This is a genomic window from Bradyrhizobium sp. UFLA05-109 (assembly GCF_054185165.1).
Window position 1 is genome coordinate 61,006 of sequence record NZ_JBBIAR010000032.1, and the last position, 16,806, is coordinate 77,811.

Genomic DNA, 16,806 nt, shown 5'->3' on the forward strand with positions numbered 1-16,806 from the left:
GTCTCAAGCGCAGTTCGCCGTCTTCAAGGACGTCTTGCGGGCGGTCCCACCTCACGCCTGAACTGAGAGCGCCGACCTACGCCGCATTGGTGATGACGTCGTTCGCCTTCATCCTCGGCGTCGTGCGGCTGGTGCTCGCAACCGGCGCTGGCGCCAGCGCCCGCAAGTCGATCGGCGTCACCGTGTTTTCGGGCATGCTGGCCCCGACCTGCCGTGTTACCCTCCGTTGGTCGTCCTCAAGCGTTGATTGAGGATCGAATGAAGCGGCGGGAGTTCAGAGCACCAAGAGGAGGGTGAAATGAACAAACTGTTCAACACTGCGCTCACGTTGGTTGGTACAGGTGGGTTCGCTATCTCGTTTGTCACTCCGGTACCGGCGGAAACCGAACAAGTTCACTTCTACAACTCGCCTGCGGCGGCAGCGGCGAAATTGCCATTCAGTCAGGCAGTACGGGTTGGAGACGTTTTGTATATGTCAGGGGCAATCGGCGTCTTGCCGGGCAAAATGGAGTTGGCTTCGGGTGGGATAGAACCGGAGACGAAGCAGACGATGGAGAATATCGGAGAGGTCTTGAAGGGAAACGGCCTGACTTTCGACGACGTTTTCAAATGCACCGCAATGCTCGCGGACATGTCAAAATGGGGTGCATTCAACAAGGTTTATGTGACGTATTTCAAACCAGAGCATATGCCCGCGCGTTCCGCGCTGGGCGCTAACGGTTTGGCTTTGGGTGCCCAAGTAGAGTTGGAATGCTGGGCGTTCGCCCGCAAATAGGTGGTTGGTCGGATGCGATCACTCTGACGCTGGATGACCGCTTCTGGCCCATGACGTCGATCCCGGAAGTGCTCGGTATGGCCGCTGTTGAAGGATAACCGGGCCACCTTGCGAAAGCGCGAGGTCCACGACGCGTAGTGCAAGATCGTGGTGTGTTACGGACTTGCCGATTGGTGTGGGTGGCGGGCTGCGGCGACACAGCGCCACGGGAGGCAGTAATGCCATCGTCATCGGCCGTGCCGCGGCGCTCGGCAAGCCAAGCACAGAGCACGCGGTGCTCCCACGCGCACAACGCCTCAGATGTCATTGCTTGCTGGCTGCCGATGCCGACATCGTGGCGGCTTGGAGGCTCTGCTGCCAATACAACTCGATTTGCTGAATCAACGCGGCCGGCAAGGGAACGTAGTTGAGCATTTCTGCCTGGGATCTGCCGCTTTCTAGGGACCAGCGAACGAAGTCGACGGTGGTTTCCGCCCTCTCCGGCGACTTCGGTTGCTTGTGCATCAACACGAATGTCGTGGCCGTGATGGGGTATGCATCTTCCCCGGGAGCATTGGTGAGAACGAGATAGAAATCTTTCGCCGTCGTCCAGGCTGCGCTCGAGGCTGCTGCCTGGAATGATGCGGCATTGGGGCTGACGAAGTTGCCGGCGCTGTTCTGCACCGCGCCGAAGGAGATCCTGTCGAGCCGTTGCAGCGCGTAGGAATATTCAAGGTAACCGATCGAGCCGGGGACCAGACTGACGAGCGAGGCGACGCCATCATTGCCTTTCCCGCCCAGCCCGAGTGGCCACTCGACCGAGGTGCCCTCTCCTACGCTCGCCTTCCATTGCGAACTGACCTTCGAGAGATAGTTCGACCAGTTGAACGTTGTCCCGGACCCATCGATGCGATGGACGACGGTGATCGACTTGGCCGGCAGCTTCAGATCAGGGTTGATCGCCTGAATGGCCGGATCATTCCATGATCTCAGCCTGCCGAGGTAGATGTCCGCGAGCATCTGCCCTGTGAAGCGAATCTGGCCCGGCTTCACGCCCTCGATATTGACGACCGGAACGACGCCCCCGATCACGATCGGGAATTGCAACATGCCGAGTTTCTCCAGCTCTTTCGGATCGAGCGGCATATCGGTCGCGCCAAAATCGACGGCTTCCTTCTTGATCAAGCCGACGCCGATGCTCGAGCCCACCGCTTGATAAGTGACAGTGTTGCCGGTTGTCGCCTTGTAGGCGTCGATCCATTTCGCCATCACGGGCGAAACGAAAGTGGAGCCCGCACCCTTGGTCTCGGCGGCCAGGCTTTGGGTCGCAATGACAAGGGCGGTGAAAATGAACGGTAGCCGGAAAAGCGCCATCATGGACTCAACCCTATCAAGTCGAGCAAGCAGCACGTGTGGCATATGTCACAAAAATGTAACAAAAACGAAATGTCGGCGCCAGCAAATTTCGCGTTTCACTTTGGGTCCAAAGTGGCCCCGCTTGTGAGTGGCCGCCACACGCACGGGTTAACCAAGACTGGTGAGCCCGACCTGGAAGCCGCCGAGGTGAAGTCCTAGGCTTTCTCTGCGGGCGTCTGGCGTGCCTCTCCGCTTGATACCAGAAGCACCGAAACCTTCGACTGCCTGAGCACCGCATCAGCAACGCCGCCCAAGGAGAGACGATCGGCCTGGATGCGGTCGACGCCCATGACCACGAGATCGACATCGGTGGTTTCGATTTCCCGGAGGATCGCCGCCTCCGGCGCCCGGCTCACGCGCAACGTCGTTGTGATGTCAACGTCGTAACGGGCGGCGAGATCGCTGGCGTCCTTCAGAATGCCTGCCTCCTGGCTCAATCCGCGCGACGCACCGCGCTGCGCGCCTTTGTCCCGGGTCGTCGCCACATAGATCACGCGGAGCGAGCCTGATCCCGCCTGCGCCAGCGCGACCGCGACTTCCGCGCCGCGCTTGGAGACGCCGCTGCCGGAGACCGGAACGAGAATGTTGAGCGCGTCGGGCATCGGTTGCTTCAAGTGCTTGCCCTTGGCTGCCACGATCGCAAGCGGTCCTTCGAACTGCGCTGCGATGTCTTCGACCTTCCGATCGAAACGGTCCTTGGTCGCGGTGACCTTGTCGACGCCCACGACCAGCAGGTCAAAACCCTTCCGCGCTTCGTCGGCGATCGCCTCGCCCAGCTCCGCCCGCCTGGTTCGCGTGATCACGTCGACATGGCCACCCTCTCCGCCGCCATCGCCGGCGACGGCTTCGGCAGCTTTCTTCACCACGGCTTCGTGACTCTCCCCTTCGCTGGCTCCCTTTTCCTTTCTTTGTTCCTCCGCTCGTCGGCCAATATGCAGCACCGTGATCGGCAGGCCGCGCGTGCCGGCGATCAGGCCCGCGATGTGGGCAGCAAAGGTGGCATTGACGCTCTCGTCCAGCGCCAGCAAGGGCCGCTCGAGATTGGCTACAAAACCGCGTTTCTCGAATTCCTCGCGCTCCAGCCGCTCCCTCTCTTCCTTGTTCATCGGCAGCTTCGACAGCGCCGCGCGCAGCATCGGCGGCATTGCCATTGTCGTCACGATCGCCATCGTCACGATCATCGTGAACAGGTTCTGGCTGAGCACGCCGATGGAGAGGCCGATGGTCGCGATGATGACCTCTGTCGAGCCGCGCGCGTTCATCCCGCTCGCGAGCGCCAGCGATTCCCGGTAGCTCAGACCGCCTACGGTGCCGCCGACAAACGCGCCGCCGAACTTGCCGACGCTCGCGATCAGGACGAGCAGCCCGGTGAGCATCAGCAGATAGGGATCGCGAAGCACCGAGAGATCTGCGCTGAGCCCGGCGAGACCGAAGAACACCGGCATGAAGAAGCTCGAGATCAATCCGCGCAGTCGCTCGTCGATCTGCCGGGTCAGGATCGGGGACTCCCCGACCAGGATGCCGGCGACGAAGGCGCCGAGCACGGTGTGCACGCCTATCAGATGTGTGATCAGCGCCATGGCGCCCATCAGCAGCAGGATCACGGTAATAACCGGCGCGGTGCTGACGAGGGTATCGTTGGCCCAGCGGATGAGCTGGAACACCAGCCGCCGGCCGACGGTGAAGCTGACGGCGAGGAAGGCCAGCGTACCGATCACGGCCTTGGCGACGGAAGCGACATCGAGCGTGCCTTGCGATGCGAGGCTGAAGATAACAGCGATGATGATCCAGCCGATGGTGTCGTCGATGACGGCGGTCGCGACGATGATCTGGCCGACATTGCGGCGCATGAAGTTCATCTCGCGTACGACCACGGCCACGATCTTCACCGACGAGATCGACAGCGCCGTGCCCATGAACAGCGATGCCACCAGCCGCTGCTGCGGATTGGGCAAGAGCGCATCGGGCAGGAATTCGCCGAGCGCGAAGCCGCAGGCGAAGGGAACGATGATGCCGGCAATCGAGATCACGATCGCCGCCTTGCCAATCTTCCTGACCAGCTTGAGGTCGGTTTCCATGCCGGTCAGCAGCAACAAGAGCAAAATGCCGAACTGGGCGATGCCATCGATCATCGCCTTCTGCTCCGGCGTCTTCGGGAAGACCGCCTGCTGCGCTTCGGGCCAGATCCAGCCGAACAATGACGGCCCGAGCAGGATGCCGGCAAGCAATTCGCCGATCACCGAAGGCTGCCCGGCGCGCTGCATGACCTCGCCGAGGCCGCGGCCCACGGCGATCAGGACCACGATCTGCGCCACGAGAAGAAATTCAGACGGAGCCGCGGATTTGCCGCCCTCGGCACTGGCCGCAATGGTCGTGAGGACAAGCGCCGCGGGGACGAGGCCGACCGGTCGGAGCAGGCTCCACTGCATACAGATATCGTCCCCTTCGGCTGGTCCGGAGCGGCGCCGGCGGCGACTAAAGCGCGATGGGGCTGAATCGTCAGCGCGCTTCAGGTCGTTGTTCGAGCTTGATCTCCGCGCAAACGCGTTCCGCGTTTGTCGCGCCGGAAAACCGCTTCACACTTTTCCAGATCATGCTCTAGGGGTAGAACCCGCGGGAGGCGGAGCGAGTTCCCGCCTCCGGTGGACGCGATGCGTCAGGCCGGCTGCGGCGTCCTGATCTCGCGCGGCAGGATGATTGCAGCGGCGATGGCGAGCAGGCAGAGCGCGGGCCGCACGATCTCAGTCCTCCTGCCGGACGGACGTCACAAGCACTGGATTGGTCCGTCGACTGCGCCGAGTATCACAATTTGCGTTGCGACCTGTATCATAATCAGATGGAGCATTCCTTGAGCAGGAGATACGGATGAAAATCCGGCCATTCCTTTCAGCGCTCATCATGATGGTGCTTCCGCTCGTGCTGATGACGGTCGCGGGCCGTTGCCTCGCCGAAACGAGGGTCGCGTTGGTCATTGGCAATGGGGCCTATCGCAATGTCCCGCGGCTGACCAACCCGGCGAACGACGCCGCCGACGTTGCGACCGCGCTCAGATCCGTCGGGTTCGAGACGATCGTGGCAACCGATCTCGATCGGGCCGGGATGGACGAGGCTGCGATCCGCTTCTCGCGCGCGGCACGGGACGCCGACATTGCATTGTTGTACTACAGCGGCCACGCGCTTCAGTTCGGAGGAGTCAATTACCTGGCCCCGATCGACACGCGATTGACTGACGTGGCAGACTTGCGACGTCTGGTCCGCCTGGACGACATAGTCGCCGACCTGCAACAGGCCAGGAACCTGCGCATTCTCGTGCTCGATGCCTGCCGTGACAACCCTTTTGCCAACGAGTTGAGGCGTTCGCTCGGTACCAACCGGGCCATTCCACTCCAGCGAGGATTGGCCAAGCTGGATAATGCGCAAGGGATGATCGTCGCCTACGCCACCCAGGCCGGGCAAACCGCAGAGGATGGCGACGGACGCAACAGCCCGTACACCACTGCGTTTCTCGAGAACATCAAGGCGCCGGAGGAGATCGGGACGATCTTCCGCAGGATCAGCTCCGACGTCTACGAAACAACCAAGCACAGCCAACTGCCCGAGCTTTCACTGTCGATCATCGGTGAGTTCTATTTGCATGGCAAGGTGGACATCTCTCCCACGCCTGGGCAGTCGGTCCTGACGCGCACTTTGCTGGGTACGCCGTTCAATCCCGACGAAGTCCCGTTCTTGTGCGATCAATGCCGTGCGCAAATCAAAGCCGGCTTCGTCGGCAAGCCCTTGCACTCAGCTCTGGTGCTGTCGTTTGACGGCGGCTCCTACTGGGCGACGGGACGGCACACTGCCCTGGAGGCGCGTGCCGGCGCGCTGGCTCAGTGCCTGGACGCCAATCGGCCGGGCTGCTTCGTCTATGCCATCGATGGCCGCATCAGCTGGGATGAACCGCCGCCGCCCCTTCCGATCGAACCCTGGATTTCATCGAACTCCGGCGGAGCCCAGCCTTTGAACATCCAGGACATCGGCGCGATACATGCGAGTGACCGCGAGAGGGCCACCCGGATGTATCGGGAATTTCACGGCAAGGCTATCGCCGTCGGACCGGACTGGCAGTGGACAATGACGGGCCGGGCCGACGCCGACAACGAAGCCGCACGTGTGGTCCTGCAGCGATGCGGCTACATCACCCACTCTCCCTGTCGCGTGGTCGCAATCGGCGATTCCTTCGTCGTCGACCGCACCCTGAGAGAGTCCGTGCCTCGCTCGCTGCCCGCAAGGCCGCTGTTGCAGAACGTGACCGGTCCCGATTACGTATTGAGAGGGCCGCAACTTCGGACCAGCGAGATTCCCTTTGTCTGCGATCAATGCCGCAAACAGATCGAACAGGATCTCAGCACCAAGCCCGCCCATACGGCGCTCGCAATTTCCTTGTCCGGCCGCTACTGGACCACGTGGGGACGCGGTAGCGCCGAGGAAGCCCGAACGCGTGTCCTCGGCTCCTGCCTCGGTGCATCACAATCAATGTGTTTCGTCTATGCCGTCGACGGAGAGGTGGTTTGGAAGGAAGCGCCTTTGGATGTTCCGCCTGCGCCCTGGTTCAACCATGCAAGCGAAAAGCCGTTGGCGGTGAATGAGCCAGGCCTCTTTGCCGATCCGGCGCGGAAGTTCATCGAGCAATTCTATTCGCCGGCGTCCGGCCCAAAAGCCATCGCGATGGGCCAAGGCGGTTACGTCGGATACGCGTTCGGGGCGCAAATGAAATCCGAAGACGAGGCGGCGCGCCTCGCACTCGAACGTTGCGGCTTTCTGATCCAGGCGACATGCAGCATCGTTGCCATCGGTGATAATTTCGTCATCGACATCGAGGCTATCAAGCGCCTGCGCCGTTGATCGGTTACGGACCGATCAAGCCCCGAGAACGCCGGCGCGGTGCGCCTCAGGTGGCCTGCGCGACCGGGTTGCGGATCTCGCGCGGCAGGATGATCGCAGCCGCGATGGCGAGCAGGCAGAGCGCGGCGAAGGCCCGCAGCATGGTGACGAAGCCGCCTTGTTCGTAAAGCCAGGCGACCAGGCCGACGGAGGCCCCGGCCGCAGTGAAGCCGACGAAATAGCGCACCGCATAGGCGCGCGAGCGCCATTCCTCGGTGGTGTATTTGCCGACCATGGCATCGTTCACCGTGACCTGCCCGAACGCGCCCATGACGATGCCGATCGAGACCACGATCAGCGGCAGGTTGGACAGGCTCGCCGCCAGATACAGGAACGGCGCCAGCATGAAGGACAGCGGCAGCGCCACCGTCTTCAGCGAATAATGATCGAGCAGCCGGCCGATCGTGTACTGCGTCATCGCTCCGAACACGTAGACGCAGGCTGCGATGACTCCTAACAGGGCCGGGCTTCTGGTGAGATCGGCGAGCCGCTCCGCAAACAATTTCGGCAGCGCCACCGTGACGGCATTGAAGGTCGTCGAGATCGCGATCACGACGATCAGCAGCGCAAGGACTACGCGCCACATGTCCTGCTTGGCCACCCGCGCCTGCGCGGCCGCCTGCCTGCTGCCCTTGCGATCCTCATGCGCGACAGTCATCGCGAAGGCGATGCCGATCAGCATCGTGACGACGCCTGGAACGATGAAGGCAAAACGCCAGCCGAGATATTGCCCGATCACGCCGGTGACCAGTGCGGACGACGCAACGCCGAGATTGCCCCAGACGCCGTTGAGCCCCATCTCGCGGCCGAGCCTGTCGGCATAGGACACGATCATCGCGGTGCCGACCGGATGATAGATCGAGGCGAAGACGCCGATTGCGAGCAGCGCCGTGCCGAGCTGCATCAGCGTCTGCACGAATCCGACTGAGATCATGGAGGCGCCGATGCCGATGAAGAAGATCACCATCATGTGGCGGCGGCTCCAGCGGTCGCCCAACCAGCCGGTGAGCAGCGATCCCGCGCCGAAGGCGATGAAACCCGGCGTCGCGTAAGGCAGCAGCTCGGAATAGGCCATGCCGAGCGCCGGCCCCATGATGATCACGGCGGCAGCGAAGATCAGCATCGCATAGTGATCGATGAAATGGGCGGCGTTGACGAAACCGATCACGCGGCCGGGGCTGTTCATGACGTGCGAATCCTCTCCTATCCCGAAATGGGTTATATGTCGGAGCCATGACGGGATGCCGCCAATGACTGTCGTCGAAACGCCAATCAAGGAAGTGCGCGGAAACCACCGCTCGACCGCGGGCGTGCACCTCGTCGCGCGCGACTATCCCAAGGGCCTGCGGCTCGACCCGCACATGCACCGCGAGGCGCAGCTCGTCTATGCCGCGAAAGGCACGATGCAGGTGACCACGCCCAAAGGACGCTGGCTGGTGCCGCCGGACCGCGCGGTCTGGGTCCCGGCCCACCTCGAACACGCCATCGACGTGCTCGCCGACATCGAGATGCGCACACTCTATTTCGACCTGCCCTGGCTCAAGCGCGAGCAGCGCGCCAAGGGGCTGGCCAAGGAGTTCGTGGTGCGGGTGTCGCCGCTGCTGCACCAGGCGATCCTGGCGCTGTTTGACTCTCGCAATACGTCGGAGCGCACGGAGCTTCTGGTTCGCCTGGTGATGCTGGAACTGCATCAGGCCGAGGATTCCGCGACCTTCGTGCCGCTGCCGCGCGAGCCGCGCTGCCGGCGCGCCGCCCTGATCGTGCTCGACGATCCGACCGGGAGCTACGAGATCGAGGCGCTCGCGCACGAGGTCGGAACCTCCGCGCGCACGCTGTCGCGGCTGTTCTCCTCCGAGACGCAGCTCAGCTTCAAGAGCTGGTGCCAGCGCGCCCGCATCGCAGCCGCGATCGAAAGACTGTCAACCGATGCCGACGTATCGGTCAAGCAGCTCGCCTCCCAGCTCGGCTATGCCAGCGTCCCAGCCTTCTCCGCCGCCTTCCGCCAGGTGACGGGCCGGACGCCGACGGAGTTTGCGCGGAAGGGGTAGCTCCACCGCGCGCCGTCATCACCCGCTTTCGCGCAGCATGACAGCTTTCTCGGGACGCATGGCATGGTTAAGATGCCAAATTCCCCCGCTTGATTGTGATAAGCTTGCGCCTAAATCCCGTGTAAGCTTCCGCACTGCACAAGCCAGATTCGAAAAGCCAAATGGCCAACGCCTTTTTCTCCGACCTGCTCGCCACCATCTCCGAGCGCGGCCGCACCCTGCTTCGCCGCGGTGACACCTCGGACACAAGACAGGACGCCGATGGCCTGATCGAGCTCTGCGAGGCGCTGCTGTCGGGCCGGGGCGAGGCCTCGGGCACCGCGATGGCGCGCGAGGTGCTCGATCACTATCAGGACCTCGATGCGGCCGGACGCCGTGCCTTCTTCGCGGCATTGGTGCGCGATTTCGGCCCCGATCGCGAGAAGCTCGCCCAGACGGTCGAGAAATGGCGCACCCAACCGAGCGACGAGGACGCCAGCGACCTGCATTTCGCCTCTGAGCCGCGTCGACAGGAATTAATCCGCCGCCTCAACCGCGCACCGGGCGGCACCGGCGATCTCGTCGCCATGCGCGCCGACCTGCTCGGCATGATGAACGGGCACACCGACCTCGCCGCGCTCGACCGCGACGTCGTGCATCTCTTGAGTTCGTGGTTCAACAGGGGGTTTCTCGTGCTGCGAAGGATCGACTGGTCGACACCGGCCAACATCCTCGAAAAGATCATCCGCTACGAGGCCGTGCACGAGATCAGCGACTGGGACGATTTGCGCCGCCGTATCGATCCGGTCGACCGCCGCTGCTACGCTTTCTTCCATCCGGCGCTGGTCGACGAACCCCTGATCTTCGTCGAGGTGGCGCTGACCGAGACGATCCCCGGCGCAATCGCGCCCCTGCTTGCGGTCGACCGCGAGCCGGTGCCGACCGAGCGCGCGCGCACGGCCGTGTTCTACTCGATCTCGAACACACAACGGGGCCTTGGCGGCATCTCCTTCGGCAGCTTCCTGATCAAGCAGGTGGTCGAGGAGCTACGCCGCGAGCTGCCCAAGCTCGACACCTTCGTGACGCTATCGCCAGTGCCGGGTTTCATGCCATGGCTGAAGCAGGACAAGGACCTGCCGCTGTCCGATGAGGATCGCGAGGTGCTGAAGCATCTCGACGAGCCGAAGTGGTTCGAGAATGCGGAGCTGACCGCGCAGCTTCGCGGCGTGATCGAGCCGCTCGCTGCCTATTATTTCCTGAAAGCGCGCACCTCGAAGGGCCGGCTGATCGATTCCGTCGCCCGCTTCCACCTCGGCAACGGCGCGCGACTGGAGCGCGTCAACTGGCTGGGAGACCTTTCGCCCAAGGGCCTGCGCGAATCCGCCGGTGTCATGGTCAACTATCTCTACCGCCTCGAGGACATCGAGAAGAACCACGAGGCCTACGCCAACGACGGCACGGTCGTCGCGTCGAGCGCGGTGAAGAAGCTGCTCAAGGGCGAGCGGCGGCTGTTGGATATGCGGTTGTCGTAGGCCTACTCAATCGTCCCGGACAAGCGCAGCGCAGATCCGGGACCCATAACCACGGGATTGAGTTTGACGAAGACTCGGAGTTACCCGCTCGCTCCATAGCTCCTCCCTGTGGTTATGGGTCCCGGCCTTCGCCGGGACGACATCGAGTAGTTGGCGCGACCTCGCGTCCCAACCTTACTCCGCCAGCGCCTTCATCTCCTTGTAGAGATCCGTTTTCCCCTCGAACCCGATGCCCGGCAGGTCCGGCATGGTGATGTGGCCGTTCTCGACACGGACGCCGTCGGGGAAGCCGCCATAGGGCTGGAACAAGTCGGGGTAGCTCTCATTGCCGCCGAGGCCCAAGCCCGCCGCGATGTTGAGCGACATCTGGTGGCCGCCATGCGGGACGCAGCGGCTGGGCGACCAGCCATGGGTCTTCAGAACTTCCAGTGTGCGCTGATATTCGCAGAGGCCGTAGGAGAGCGCGCAGTCGAATTGCAGCCAGTCGCGATCGGGGCGCATGCCGCCATGGCGGATCAGGTTGCGGGCGTCCTGGTGGCTGAAGAGGTTTTCACCGGTCGCCATCGGCGCCGGATAAAATTCTGCGAGTGCAGCCTGCAGCGAATAGTCGAGAGGATCGCCGGCCTCCTCGTACCAGAACAGCGGATAATCCCGCAGCATTTTTGCGTAGGCGATCGCGGTTTCGAGATCGAAGCGGCCGTTGGCGTCGACGGCGAGCTGCGCGTCCCTGCCGATCTCCTTCAGCACCGCTTCGATGCGCGTACGATCCTCCTCGATTGGCGCGCCGCCGATCTTCATCTTCACGACATTGTAGCCGCGGTCGAGATAGCCGCGCATCTCGCCGCGCAGCATCGAGAGGTCCTTGCCGGGATAGTAGTAGCCGCCGGCGGCATAGACGAACACACGCGGATTGGCCTTGACGCCATGGCGCTCGGCAAGCAGGTGAAACAGCGGCTTGCCGGCGATCTTCGCCACCGCATCCCACACCGCCATGTCGATGGTGCCGACCGCGACCGAACGCTCGCCGTGACCGCCCGGCTTCTCATTGGTCATCATCGCGGCCCAGACCTTGTCCGGGTCGAGATTGTCGCCGGCAGCATCGAGCAGCGACTTCGGATCGGCTTCGAGGATGCGCGAGGCAAAGCGCTCGCGGATCAGGCCACCCTGCCCGTAGCGACCGTTCGAGTTGAAGCCATAGCCGACGACGCGCTTGCCCTCGCGCACGACGTCGGTGACGACCGCGACCAGGCTCGTCGTCATCCTGGTGAAATCGATATAGGCGTTGCGGATCGGCGAGGAGATCGGCTTGGTGATCTCGCGGACGTCGACGATGCGGACCATGGGCTTGGCTTTCAATTTGTCAGCGCGTCATTCCGGGATGGTCCGAAGGACCAGACCCGGAATCTCGAGATTCTCAGGTGCGCAATTGCGGACCATAATTCTCGCTTCGCGAGCCCCGGAATGACAGTGTTCTATTTCTTATCCCTGAAATACGGCTCGACCGGCCCGTGCACCTTGATCGTGAGCGGATTGCCGTGGCGGTCCTTGGCGTTGCCGGCGGTGACGCGCACCCAGCCCTCGCTGATGCAATACTCCTCGACATTGGTTTTCTCGATACCCTTGAAGCGGATGCCGACGTCGCGCGCCAGGATGTCGGCGTTGTAATACGGGCTGTTCGGATCGACCGACAGGCGGTCCGGAAATTCATCGCTCATGATTGTCTCGCTCACAACAGTGTTTCGATTTGTTGGCGCAGCCCCTCGGGCCGCGCGGTCGGCGCATAGCGCGCCACCACCTTGCCTGCACGGTCCACCAGGAATTTCGTGAAATTCCATTTGATGGACGCACCTAACAGGCCGGATTGCTGACGTTTCAGGTACTCGTAGAGGGGATGCGCGTTGGCGCCGTTGACGTCGATCTTGGCGAACAGCGGAAAGGTGACGTCATAGTTGGTCGAGCAGAACTGCTGGATCTCGCTTGCCTTGCCCGGCTCCTGGCCGCCGAACTGGTTGCAGGGAAAGCCGAGCACCGTGAAGCCACGCGGGCTGAGGTCGCGGTGCAAGTCCTCGAGCCCACGATATTGCGGCGTGAAGCCACATTTGCTCGCGGTGTTGACGATGAGCAGCACCTGTCCCTCAAAGCGTCGCATCGGCACGTCCTCGCCGAGAAGCGAGTTGGCCGAAAAATCGTAGATCGCCGACATCGTTGTCCTTTAGCCCACGGGATCGATCGGTGACGGCGGCACGCCGCCCGCCTCGATCGCCTCGCCGGCGAGCAGGCAGAGGTCCTCGCGATAGCGGCCGGAGACGACATGCACGCCGACGGGCGCCTTGCCGACGAGACCGGTGGAGACGGCGAGGCCCGGCAGTCCCATGAAGGGAATAGCGATCTGTGGCAATTGCGCGTGCCAGACCCGCTTGAAGGATGCCTCGTCCTTGCGATCGAGATGGTCAGGAAACGGCAATTCGCCGGAGACCGGCGTCAGCACCACCGCGTATTTCTCGAAGAACAGCATCCATTCGCGAGTTAGCGTTGCCCGGCGCATCAGTGCCTTGGCATAGGTCGCCTGGTCGAACGGGGTGACCTTGGCGCGGTTGCCGCGCAGGCAGGCGAGCGCGCCGGGATCGCCCTCGCGCTCGGCGGCTTCGAGCGCGGCCTCATAGCCGTCACCGATCCAGAGCTTGGTCTGCCATTCGGCAGCTTCCCGCATCGGCGGGGTATTCTCGATCACCTCCACCGTCCAGCCTGCCCGCTCAAGCCGCTTGCCGGCGTCGCTGACCGCTGCCGTCACTTCCGGTGCAGTCGCGAGCCCGTCTGGCTTGAGGCACAGCGCCGCGCGCTTGGGCATCGCCGGTCCTTCGAGCGGCGCCGGCACCCACCAGGGGTCGCGCACGTCACGGGCCGCCATCGCGGCGAGCGAAATCCGCAAGTCGTTGATGGTGCGCGCGAGCGGCCCGGAGACCGCGCTGATCTGCGGCCCGATCGGGCGCTCCGGCAGGGCAGCGTTGAAGGCGGGAATCCGGCCCATGGTCGGCCGCAAGCCATGCACGCCGCAGGCATAGGCGGGGTAGCGGATCGAGCCTGCGATATCGGTGCCGTGGGCGATGTGGCCGATGCCGGCCGCGACCGCCGATCCGGCGCCGCCCGAGGAGCCGCCCGGGGTCAGCGAGGCATCACGCGGGTTCTTGGTGTCGCCGTGGATCAGGTTGGTGGTGAACCAGCGGTAGGAGAAGGCAGGGCAGTTGGTGCGACCGAGGATGACGGCGCCCGCCTTGCGCAAATTGGCGACGACCGGATTGTCGGCCTTCGCGATCACCTCGCGCTGGATCTTCAGGCCATTGGTGGTGGCAAAGCCCTCCTGGTCGACATTGACCTTCACCGTGACGGGGACGCCGGCCAGGAGTCCCGGATCCTCGCCACGGGCGATCGCGCCGTCCACCACTGCCGCCTGCTTGAGCACATCCTCCGGCCGGTGATCGATCACCGCATTGAGCCTGGGATTGACGGCATCGAGCCGGGCAAGGCCCGCATTGGCGGCTTCGGTGGCGGAAATCTTCCTGGACCGGATGAGAGTGGCGAGGTCGGCGGCCGACAGGCGCCAGAGATCTTGCATGGCATGCTCCGTGTGACCGGGTCTTTTAGCGCCGGTCAGCCGGCAAAGCCATGCGCATTGCGCAGGGGCGGAATCCGGATCGTCAGTGCCGCGTGGCGGATTGATCCGGCAGGTCCAGGAGCGCCTCGGTGAAGGGAAATTCCAGCACGATCTCGCCGTCGTCGTCGGTGACCTCGATGACGGCCTCGAGCAGCGCCGGCTGGGTGCCTTCCGACTTCAGCACCTCCAAAATCATCTGGCGCGCCACTTCCCAGGCGCGATCGGGATTGCGCAGGTCCTCGCCGTCAGGATCCACGATCAATTCGTCGCCGATGCGGGTGTTGAAGAAATATCTGGGCATGCCTGATCCAATGGGGTCGCCTGTAGCGGATTGAAAGCCGCTTCATACTCACAACTGCTTTATCCGGACAGGGATCACGCCCTATCGTCGTTCTTATCGTCATGCTTAGCATGGGGTTGTTTTGCTGTTTTTGCGTCATCTCCGCGGCACGGGCGTGCCTTTCTGCGTTTGCAGCGCAGCATTGCACCAGCCTACTACCTAGGTCGCGGAAGATTTAACTGGCGAACTTTTCCGCCCGCAGTAGTTTAACCGGGGGCGGACACGTCCGATTTCTCAGAAAAGGAGAGCCACAATGGCCTGGAAAGCACCGAAAATCGTCGAAGTGCCGTGCGGCATGGAAATCAACATGTATGTGAGCGCCACCCGCAAGTAAGGGCGGCAATTTCACGTTGAGCGCAGGTGGATCCTTCGGGTGCGCAACATTCCCCGACGAAGGGAGTTGTGTCGGCCTGAGATCCACCTCGACACGTGCCTCCAGGAGACGGATCCATGCTTCGCGTCGTCGTCCTGGGCGCCGCGGCTGGCGGCGGGGTCCCGCAGTGGAACTGCGGGTGCACAGGCTGCCGGACAGCGCGCGCTGACCTCCGACAATTGCAGAGAACCCAGGCTTCGGTCGCCTTCAGCGCCGATGGTGACAACTGGTTCCTGATCAACGCCTCTCCCGATCTTCGACAGCAATTCAACGCCACGCCGCAGCTTCACCCCAAGCCGGGCGAGCTGCGTCACACGCCGGTTGCCGGCGTGATCCTGACCAATGGTGAGGTGGACGCGGTGGCGGGACTTTTGTCGATGCGCGAGGGCTCTCCTTTCACGATCTACGCCCATGACAAGGTGCTGGCGATCCTGAAGGCCAACAGCATCTTCAACGTGCTGAACGAGAAGAACGTGAAGCGCCAGCCGATCGGGGTCGACGAGCCGTTCGAGCCGCGCCTTCCCGACGGCGCACGCTCCGGCATCGAGGTGGTTGCGTTCGAGGTAGCAGGCAAATCGGCCTGGTACCTGGAAGGCAAGGCTCATCCCGGCGGGAGCAGTGGTGCCGGCGACACGCTCGGTTTGAAGATCACGGACAAGTCGACCGGCAGGAGCTTCTATTTCCTCGCCGCCTGTGCCGAGGTCACCGACGCGCTGAGAGCGCAGATTGCCGGCGCGTCGCTGGTGTTCTTCGACGGCACGGTGTGGCGCGACGACGAGATGATCCGGGCCGGACTCGGCCAAAAGACCGGCAAGAGCATGGGACATGTCGCCATGTCCGGCGAGGATGGCGCGATCGCGCGGCTTGCCGACCTCGATATCGACAGCAAGATATTTCTGCATATCAATAACTCGAACCCGGCGTTGCTGCCCTCCTCGCCCGAGCGCAAGGCGGCCGAACATGCGGGCTGGCAGATACCCGCCGATGGAACGGAGATCGTGCTGTGAACGCGATGACGCTGCCCGGAATGACCGCACTGTCGATCGGCAAGGACATCAGGCTCAACTCTGCCGAGGAGCTCGAGGCGACGCTGCGCCACATCGGCGCGACGCGCTATCACAACCTGCATCCGTTCCATAAGCTCCTGCACGGCGGCAAGCTGAACAAGGGCCAGGTGCAGGCCTGGGCGCTCAATCGCTACTATTACCAAAGCACGATCCCGCTCAAGGATGCGGTGGTGATCTCACGCTTCCGCGACCGCGCCACGCGGGTGGAATGGCGGCACCGCATCGAGGACCATGACGGCGATATCGGCAGCGAGGGCGGCATCGAACGCTGGCTCAAGCTGACCGAGGGCCTCGGCCTCGACACGGCCTATGTGGAATCGACCGAAGGCATTCTTCCCGCAACACGCTTTGCGGTCGAGGCCTATGTGCATTTCTGCCGCGAGAAGAGCCCGCTCGAGGCCATCGCCTCCTCGCTCACCGAATTGTTCGCACCGAACCTGCACGAAGAGCGCATCAGCGGCATGCTGGAGCACTATGATTTCGTCAATCCTGATATCATGAGCTACTTCAAGCGCCGCCTGGCCCAGGCGCCGCGTGACGCCAATTTCGCGCTCGACTATGTCAGGAAGCACGCCAGGACTCCGGAGGAACGCGCGTCCGTCTGCAATGCGCTGATCTTCAAGACCAACGTGCTGTGGGTGCAACTCGATGCGCTCTATCATGCCTACGTCGATGGACACATTCCGCCGGGCGCTTTCGTGCCCAAAGCGAGCTGAGAGGAA

The 16,806-nt window shown here is 63.1% G+C and carries 15 protein-coding genes and 1 pseudogene; 8 read left to right on the plus strand and 8 right to left on the minus strand.

Annotated features, from left to right (window positions below):
• Window positions 1-89 precede the first annotated feature (89 nt).
• Together Q3C01_RS23440 and Q3C01_RS23445 are read left to right on the plus strand one after the other, a co-directional pair.
• Window positions 90-224 (plus strand): annotated as a pseudogene (locus Q3C01_RS23440) (efflux RND transporter permease subunit); the annotation flags it as partial.
• 74 nt (window positions 225-298) lie between these two features.
• On the plus strand, window positions 299-775 hold the full coding sequence (locus tag Q3C01_RS23445; RefSeq protein ID WP_458147667.1) for a RidA family protein: 477 nt from the start codon (window positions 299-301) through the stop codon (window positions 773-775).
• A gap of 303 nt (window positions 776-1,078) precedes the next feature.
• Here Q3C01_RS23445 and pstS read toward each other — a convergent pair whose 3' ends face one another.
• Window positions 1,079-2,128: a phosphate ABC transporter substrate-binding protein PstS gene (gene pstS / locus Q3C01_RS23450; RefSeq protein WP_458147701.1), complete on the minus strand. Its 1,050-nt coding sequence runs from the start codon at window positions 2,126-2,128 to the stop codon at window positions 1,079-1,081.
• 197 nt (window positions 2,129-2,325) lie between these two features.
• Window positions 2,326-4,599 carry a cation:proton antiporter domain-containing protein gene (locus Q3C01_RS23455; protein WP_458147668.1) on the minus strand — a complete coding sequence of 758 codons (2,274 nt, stop codon included), beginning with the start codon at window positions 4,597-4,599 and terminating at the stop codon, window positions 2,326-2,328.
• A gap of 493 nt (window positions 4,600-5,092) precedes the next feature.
• On the opposite strand from Q3C01_RS23455, the gene Q3C01_RS23460 reads away from it, so the two are divergent.
• A complete protein-coding gene (locus Q3C01_RS23460) occupies window positions 5,093-7,054 on the plus strand; it encodes a caspase family protein (protein WP_458147702.1) in 1,962 nt (653 codons plus the stop codon).
• A 46-nt stretch (window positions 7,055-7,100) separates the two neighbouring features.
• Here the strand turns inward: Q3C01_RS23460 and Q3C01_RS23465 are convergent, their stop codons facing one another.
• Entirely contained in the window at window positions 7,101-8,279 is a 1,179-nt protein-coding gene (locus Q3C01_RS23465) for an MFS transporter (RefSeq protein ID WP_458147669.1), read from the minus strand.
• A 64-nt stretch (window positions 8,280-8,343) separates the two neighbouring features.
• Here Q3C01_RS23465 and Q3C01_RS23470 point away from each other — a divergent pair, with 64 nt between their 5' ends.
• The gene (locus Q3C01_RS23470; RefSeq protein ID WP_458147670.1) at window positions 8,344-9,141 is read left to right on the plus strand and encodes an AraC family transcriptional regulator; all 798 of its coding nucleotides are present in this window, start codon (window positions 8,344-8,346) and stop codon (window positions 9,139-9,141) included.
• A 161-nt stretch (window positions 9,142-9,302) separates the two neighbouring features.
• The gene (locus tag Q3C01_RS23475) at window positions 9,303-10,652 is read left to right on the plus strand and encodes a malonyl-CoA decarboxylase (protein WP_458147671.1); all 1,350 of its coding nucleotides are present in this window, start codon (window positions 9,303-9,305) and stop codon (window positions 10,650-10,652) included.
• A gap of 174 nt (window positions 10,653-10,826) precedes the next feature.
• On the opposite strand, the gene tarD is transcribed toward Q3C01_RS23475, so the two are convergent.
• From tarD to Q3C01_RS23500, 5 genes are all read right to left on the minus strand, one after another.
• Complete coding sequence (gene tarD / locus Q3C01_RS23480) at window positions 10,827-11,993, minus strand: D(-)-tartrate dehydratase (RefSeq protein WP_458147703.1); 1,167 nt, start codon at window positions 11,991-11,993, stop codon at window positions 10,827-10,829.
• Window positions 11,994-12,124: 131 nt separating this feature from the next.
• A complete protein-coding gene (locus tag Q3C01_RS23485; RefSeq protein ID WP_029674077.1) occupies window positions 12,125-12,367 on the minus strand; it encodes a DUF3297 family protein in 243 nt (80 codons plus the stop codon).
• A gap of 11 nt (window positions 12,368-12,378) precedes the next feature.
• Window positions 12,379-12,855: a glutathione peroxidase gene (locus Q3C01_RS23490; RefSeq protein WP_458147672.1), complete on the minus strand. Its 477-nt coding sequence runs from the start codon at window positions 12,853-12,855 to the stop codon at window positions 12,379-12,381.
• A 9-nt stretch (window positions 12,856-12,864) separates the two neighbouring features.
• Window positions 12,865-14,265 carry an amidase family protein gene (locus tag Q3C01_RS23495; protein ID WP_458147673.1) on the minus strand — a complete coding sequence of 467 codons (1,401 nt, stop codon included), beginning with the start codon at window positions 14,263-14,265 and terminating at the stop codon, window positions 12,865-12,867.
• An 82-nt stretch (window positions 14,266-14,347) separates the two neighbouring features.
• The gene (locus tag Q3C01_RS23500; RefSeq protein WP_027522469.1) at window positions 14,348-14,605 is read right to left on the minus strand and encodes a DUF6894 family protein; all 258 of its coding nucleotides are present in this window, start codon (window positions 14,603-14,605) and stop codon (window positions 14,348-14,350) included.
• A gap of 292 nt (window positions 14,606-14,897) precedes the next feature.
• Here Q3C01_RS23500 and pqqA point away from each other — a divergent pair, with 292 nt between their 5' ends.
• From pqqA to pqqC, 3 genes are all read left to right on the plus strand, one after another.
• Entirely contained in the window at window positions 14,898-14,978 is an 81-nt protein-coding gene (pqqA, locus tag Q3C01_RS23505) for a pyrroloquinoline quinone precursor peptide PqqA (protein WP_007595659.1), read from the plus strand.
• A 116-nt stretch (window positions 14,979-15,094) separates the two neighbouring features.
• Window positions 15,095-16,024 carry a pyrroloquinoline quinone biosynthesis protein PqqB gene (gene pqqB, locus Q3C01_RS23510; RefSeq protein ID WP_458147674.1) on the plus strand — a complete coding sequence of 310 codons (930 nt, stop codon included), beginning with the start codon at window positions 15,095-15,097 and terminating at the stop codon, window positions 16,022-16,024.
• Window positions 16,025-16,044: 20 nt separating this feature from the next.
• Window positions 16,045-16,800 carry a pyrroloquinoline-quinone synthase PqqC gene (gene pqqC, locus Q3C01_RS23515; RefSeq protein WP_458147704.1) on the plus strand — a complete coding sequence of 252 codons (756 nt, stop codon included), beginning with the start codon at window positions 16,045-16,047 and terminating at the stop codon, window positions 16,798-16,800.
• Window positions 16,801-16,806 lie beyond the last annotated feature (6 nt).

Coding starts and splice junctions, on each gene's coding strand:
- Q3C01_RS23445 (WP_458147667.1), top strand. CDS start 299: ATGAACAAACTGTTCAACACTGCGCTCACGTTGGTTGGTACAGGTGGG.
- pstS (WP_458147701.1), bottom strand. CDS start 2,128: ATGGCGCTTTTCCGGCTACCGTTCATTTTCACCGCCCTTGTCATTGCG.
- Q3C01_RS23455 (WP_458147668.1), bottom strand. CDS start 4,599: ATGCAGTGGAGCCTGCTCCGACCGGTCGGCCTCGTCCCCGCGGCGCTT.
- Q3C01_RS23460 (WP_458147702.1), top strand. CDS start 5,093: ATGACGGTCGCGGGCCGTTGCCTCGCCGAAACGAGGGTCGCGTTGGTC.
- Q3C01_RS23465 (WP_458147669.1), bottom strand. CDS start 8,279: ATGAACAGCCCCGGCCGCGTGATCGGTTTCGTCAACGCCGCCCATTTC.
- Q3C01_RS23470 (WP_458147670.1), top strand. CDS start 8,344: ATGACTGTCGTCGAAACGCCAATCAAGGAAGTGCGCGGAAACCACCGC.
- Q3C01_RS23475 (WP_458147671.1), top strand. CDS start 9,303: ATGGCCAACGCCTTTTTCTCCGACCTGCTCGCCACCATCTCCGAGCGC.
- tarD (WP_458147703.1), bottom strand. CDS start 11,993: ATGGTCCGCATCGTCGACGTCCGCGAGATCACCAAGCCGATCTCCTCG.
- Q3C01_RS23485 (WP_029674077.1), bottom strand. CDS start 12,367: ATGAGCGATGAATTTCCGGACCGCCTGTCGGTCGATCCGAACAGCCCG.
- Q3C01_RS23490 (WP_458147672.1), bottom strand. CDS start 12,855: ATGTCGGCGATCTACGATTTTTCGGCCAACTCGCTTCTCGGCGAGGAC.
- Q3C01_RS23495 (WP_458147673.1), bottom strand. CDS start 14,265: ATGCAAGATCTCTGGCGCCTGTCGGCCGCCGACCTCGCCACTCTCATC.
- Q3C01_RS23500 (WP_027522469.1), bottom strand. CDS start 14,605: ATGCCCAGATATTTCTTCAACACCCGCATCGGCGACGAATTGATCGTG.
- pqqA (WP_007595659.1), top strand. CDS start 14,898: ATGGCCTGGAAAGCACCGAAAATCGTCGAAGTGCCGTGCGGCATGGAA.
- pqqB (WP_458147674.1), top strand. CDS start 15,095: ATGCTTCGCGTCGTCGTCCTGGGCGCCGCGGCTGGCGGCGGGGTCCCG.
- pqqC (WP_458147704.1), top strand. CDS start 16,045: ATGACCGCACTGTCGATCGGCAAGGACATCAGGCTCAACTCTGCCGAG.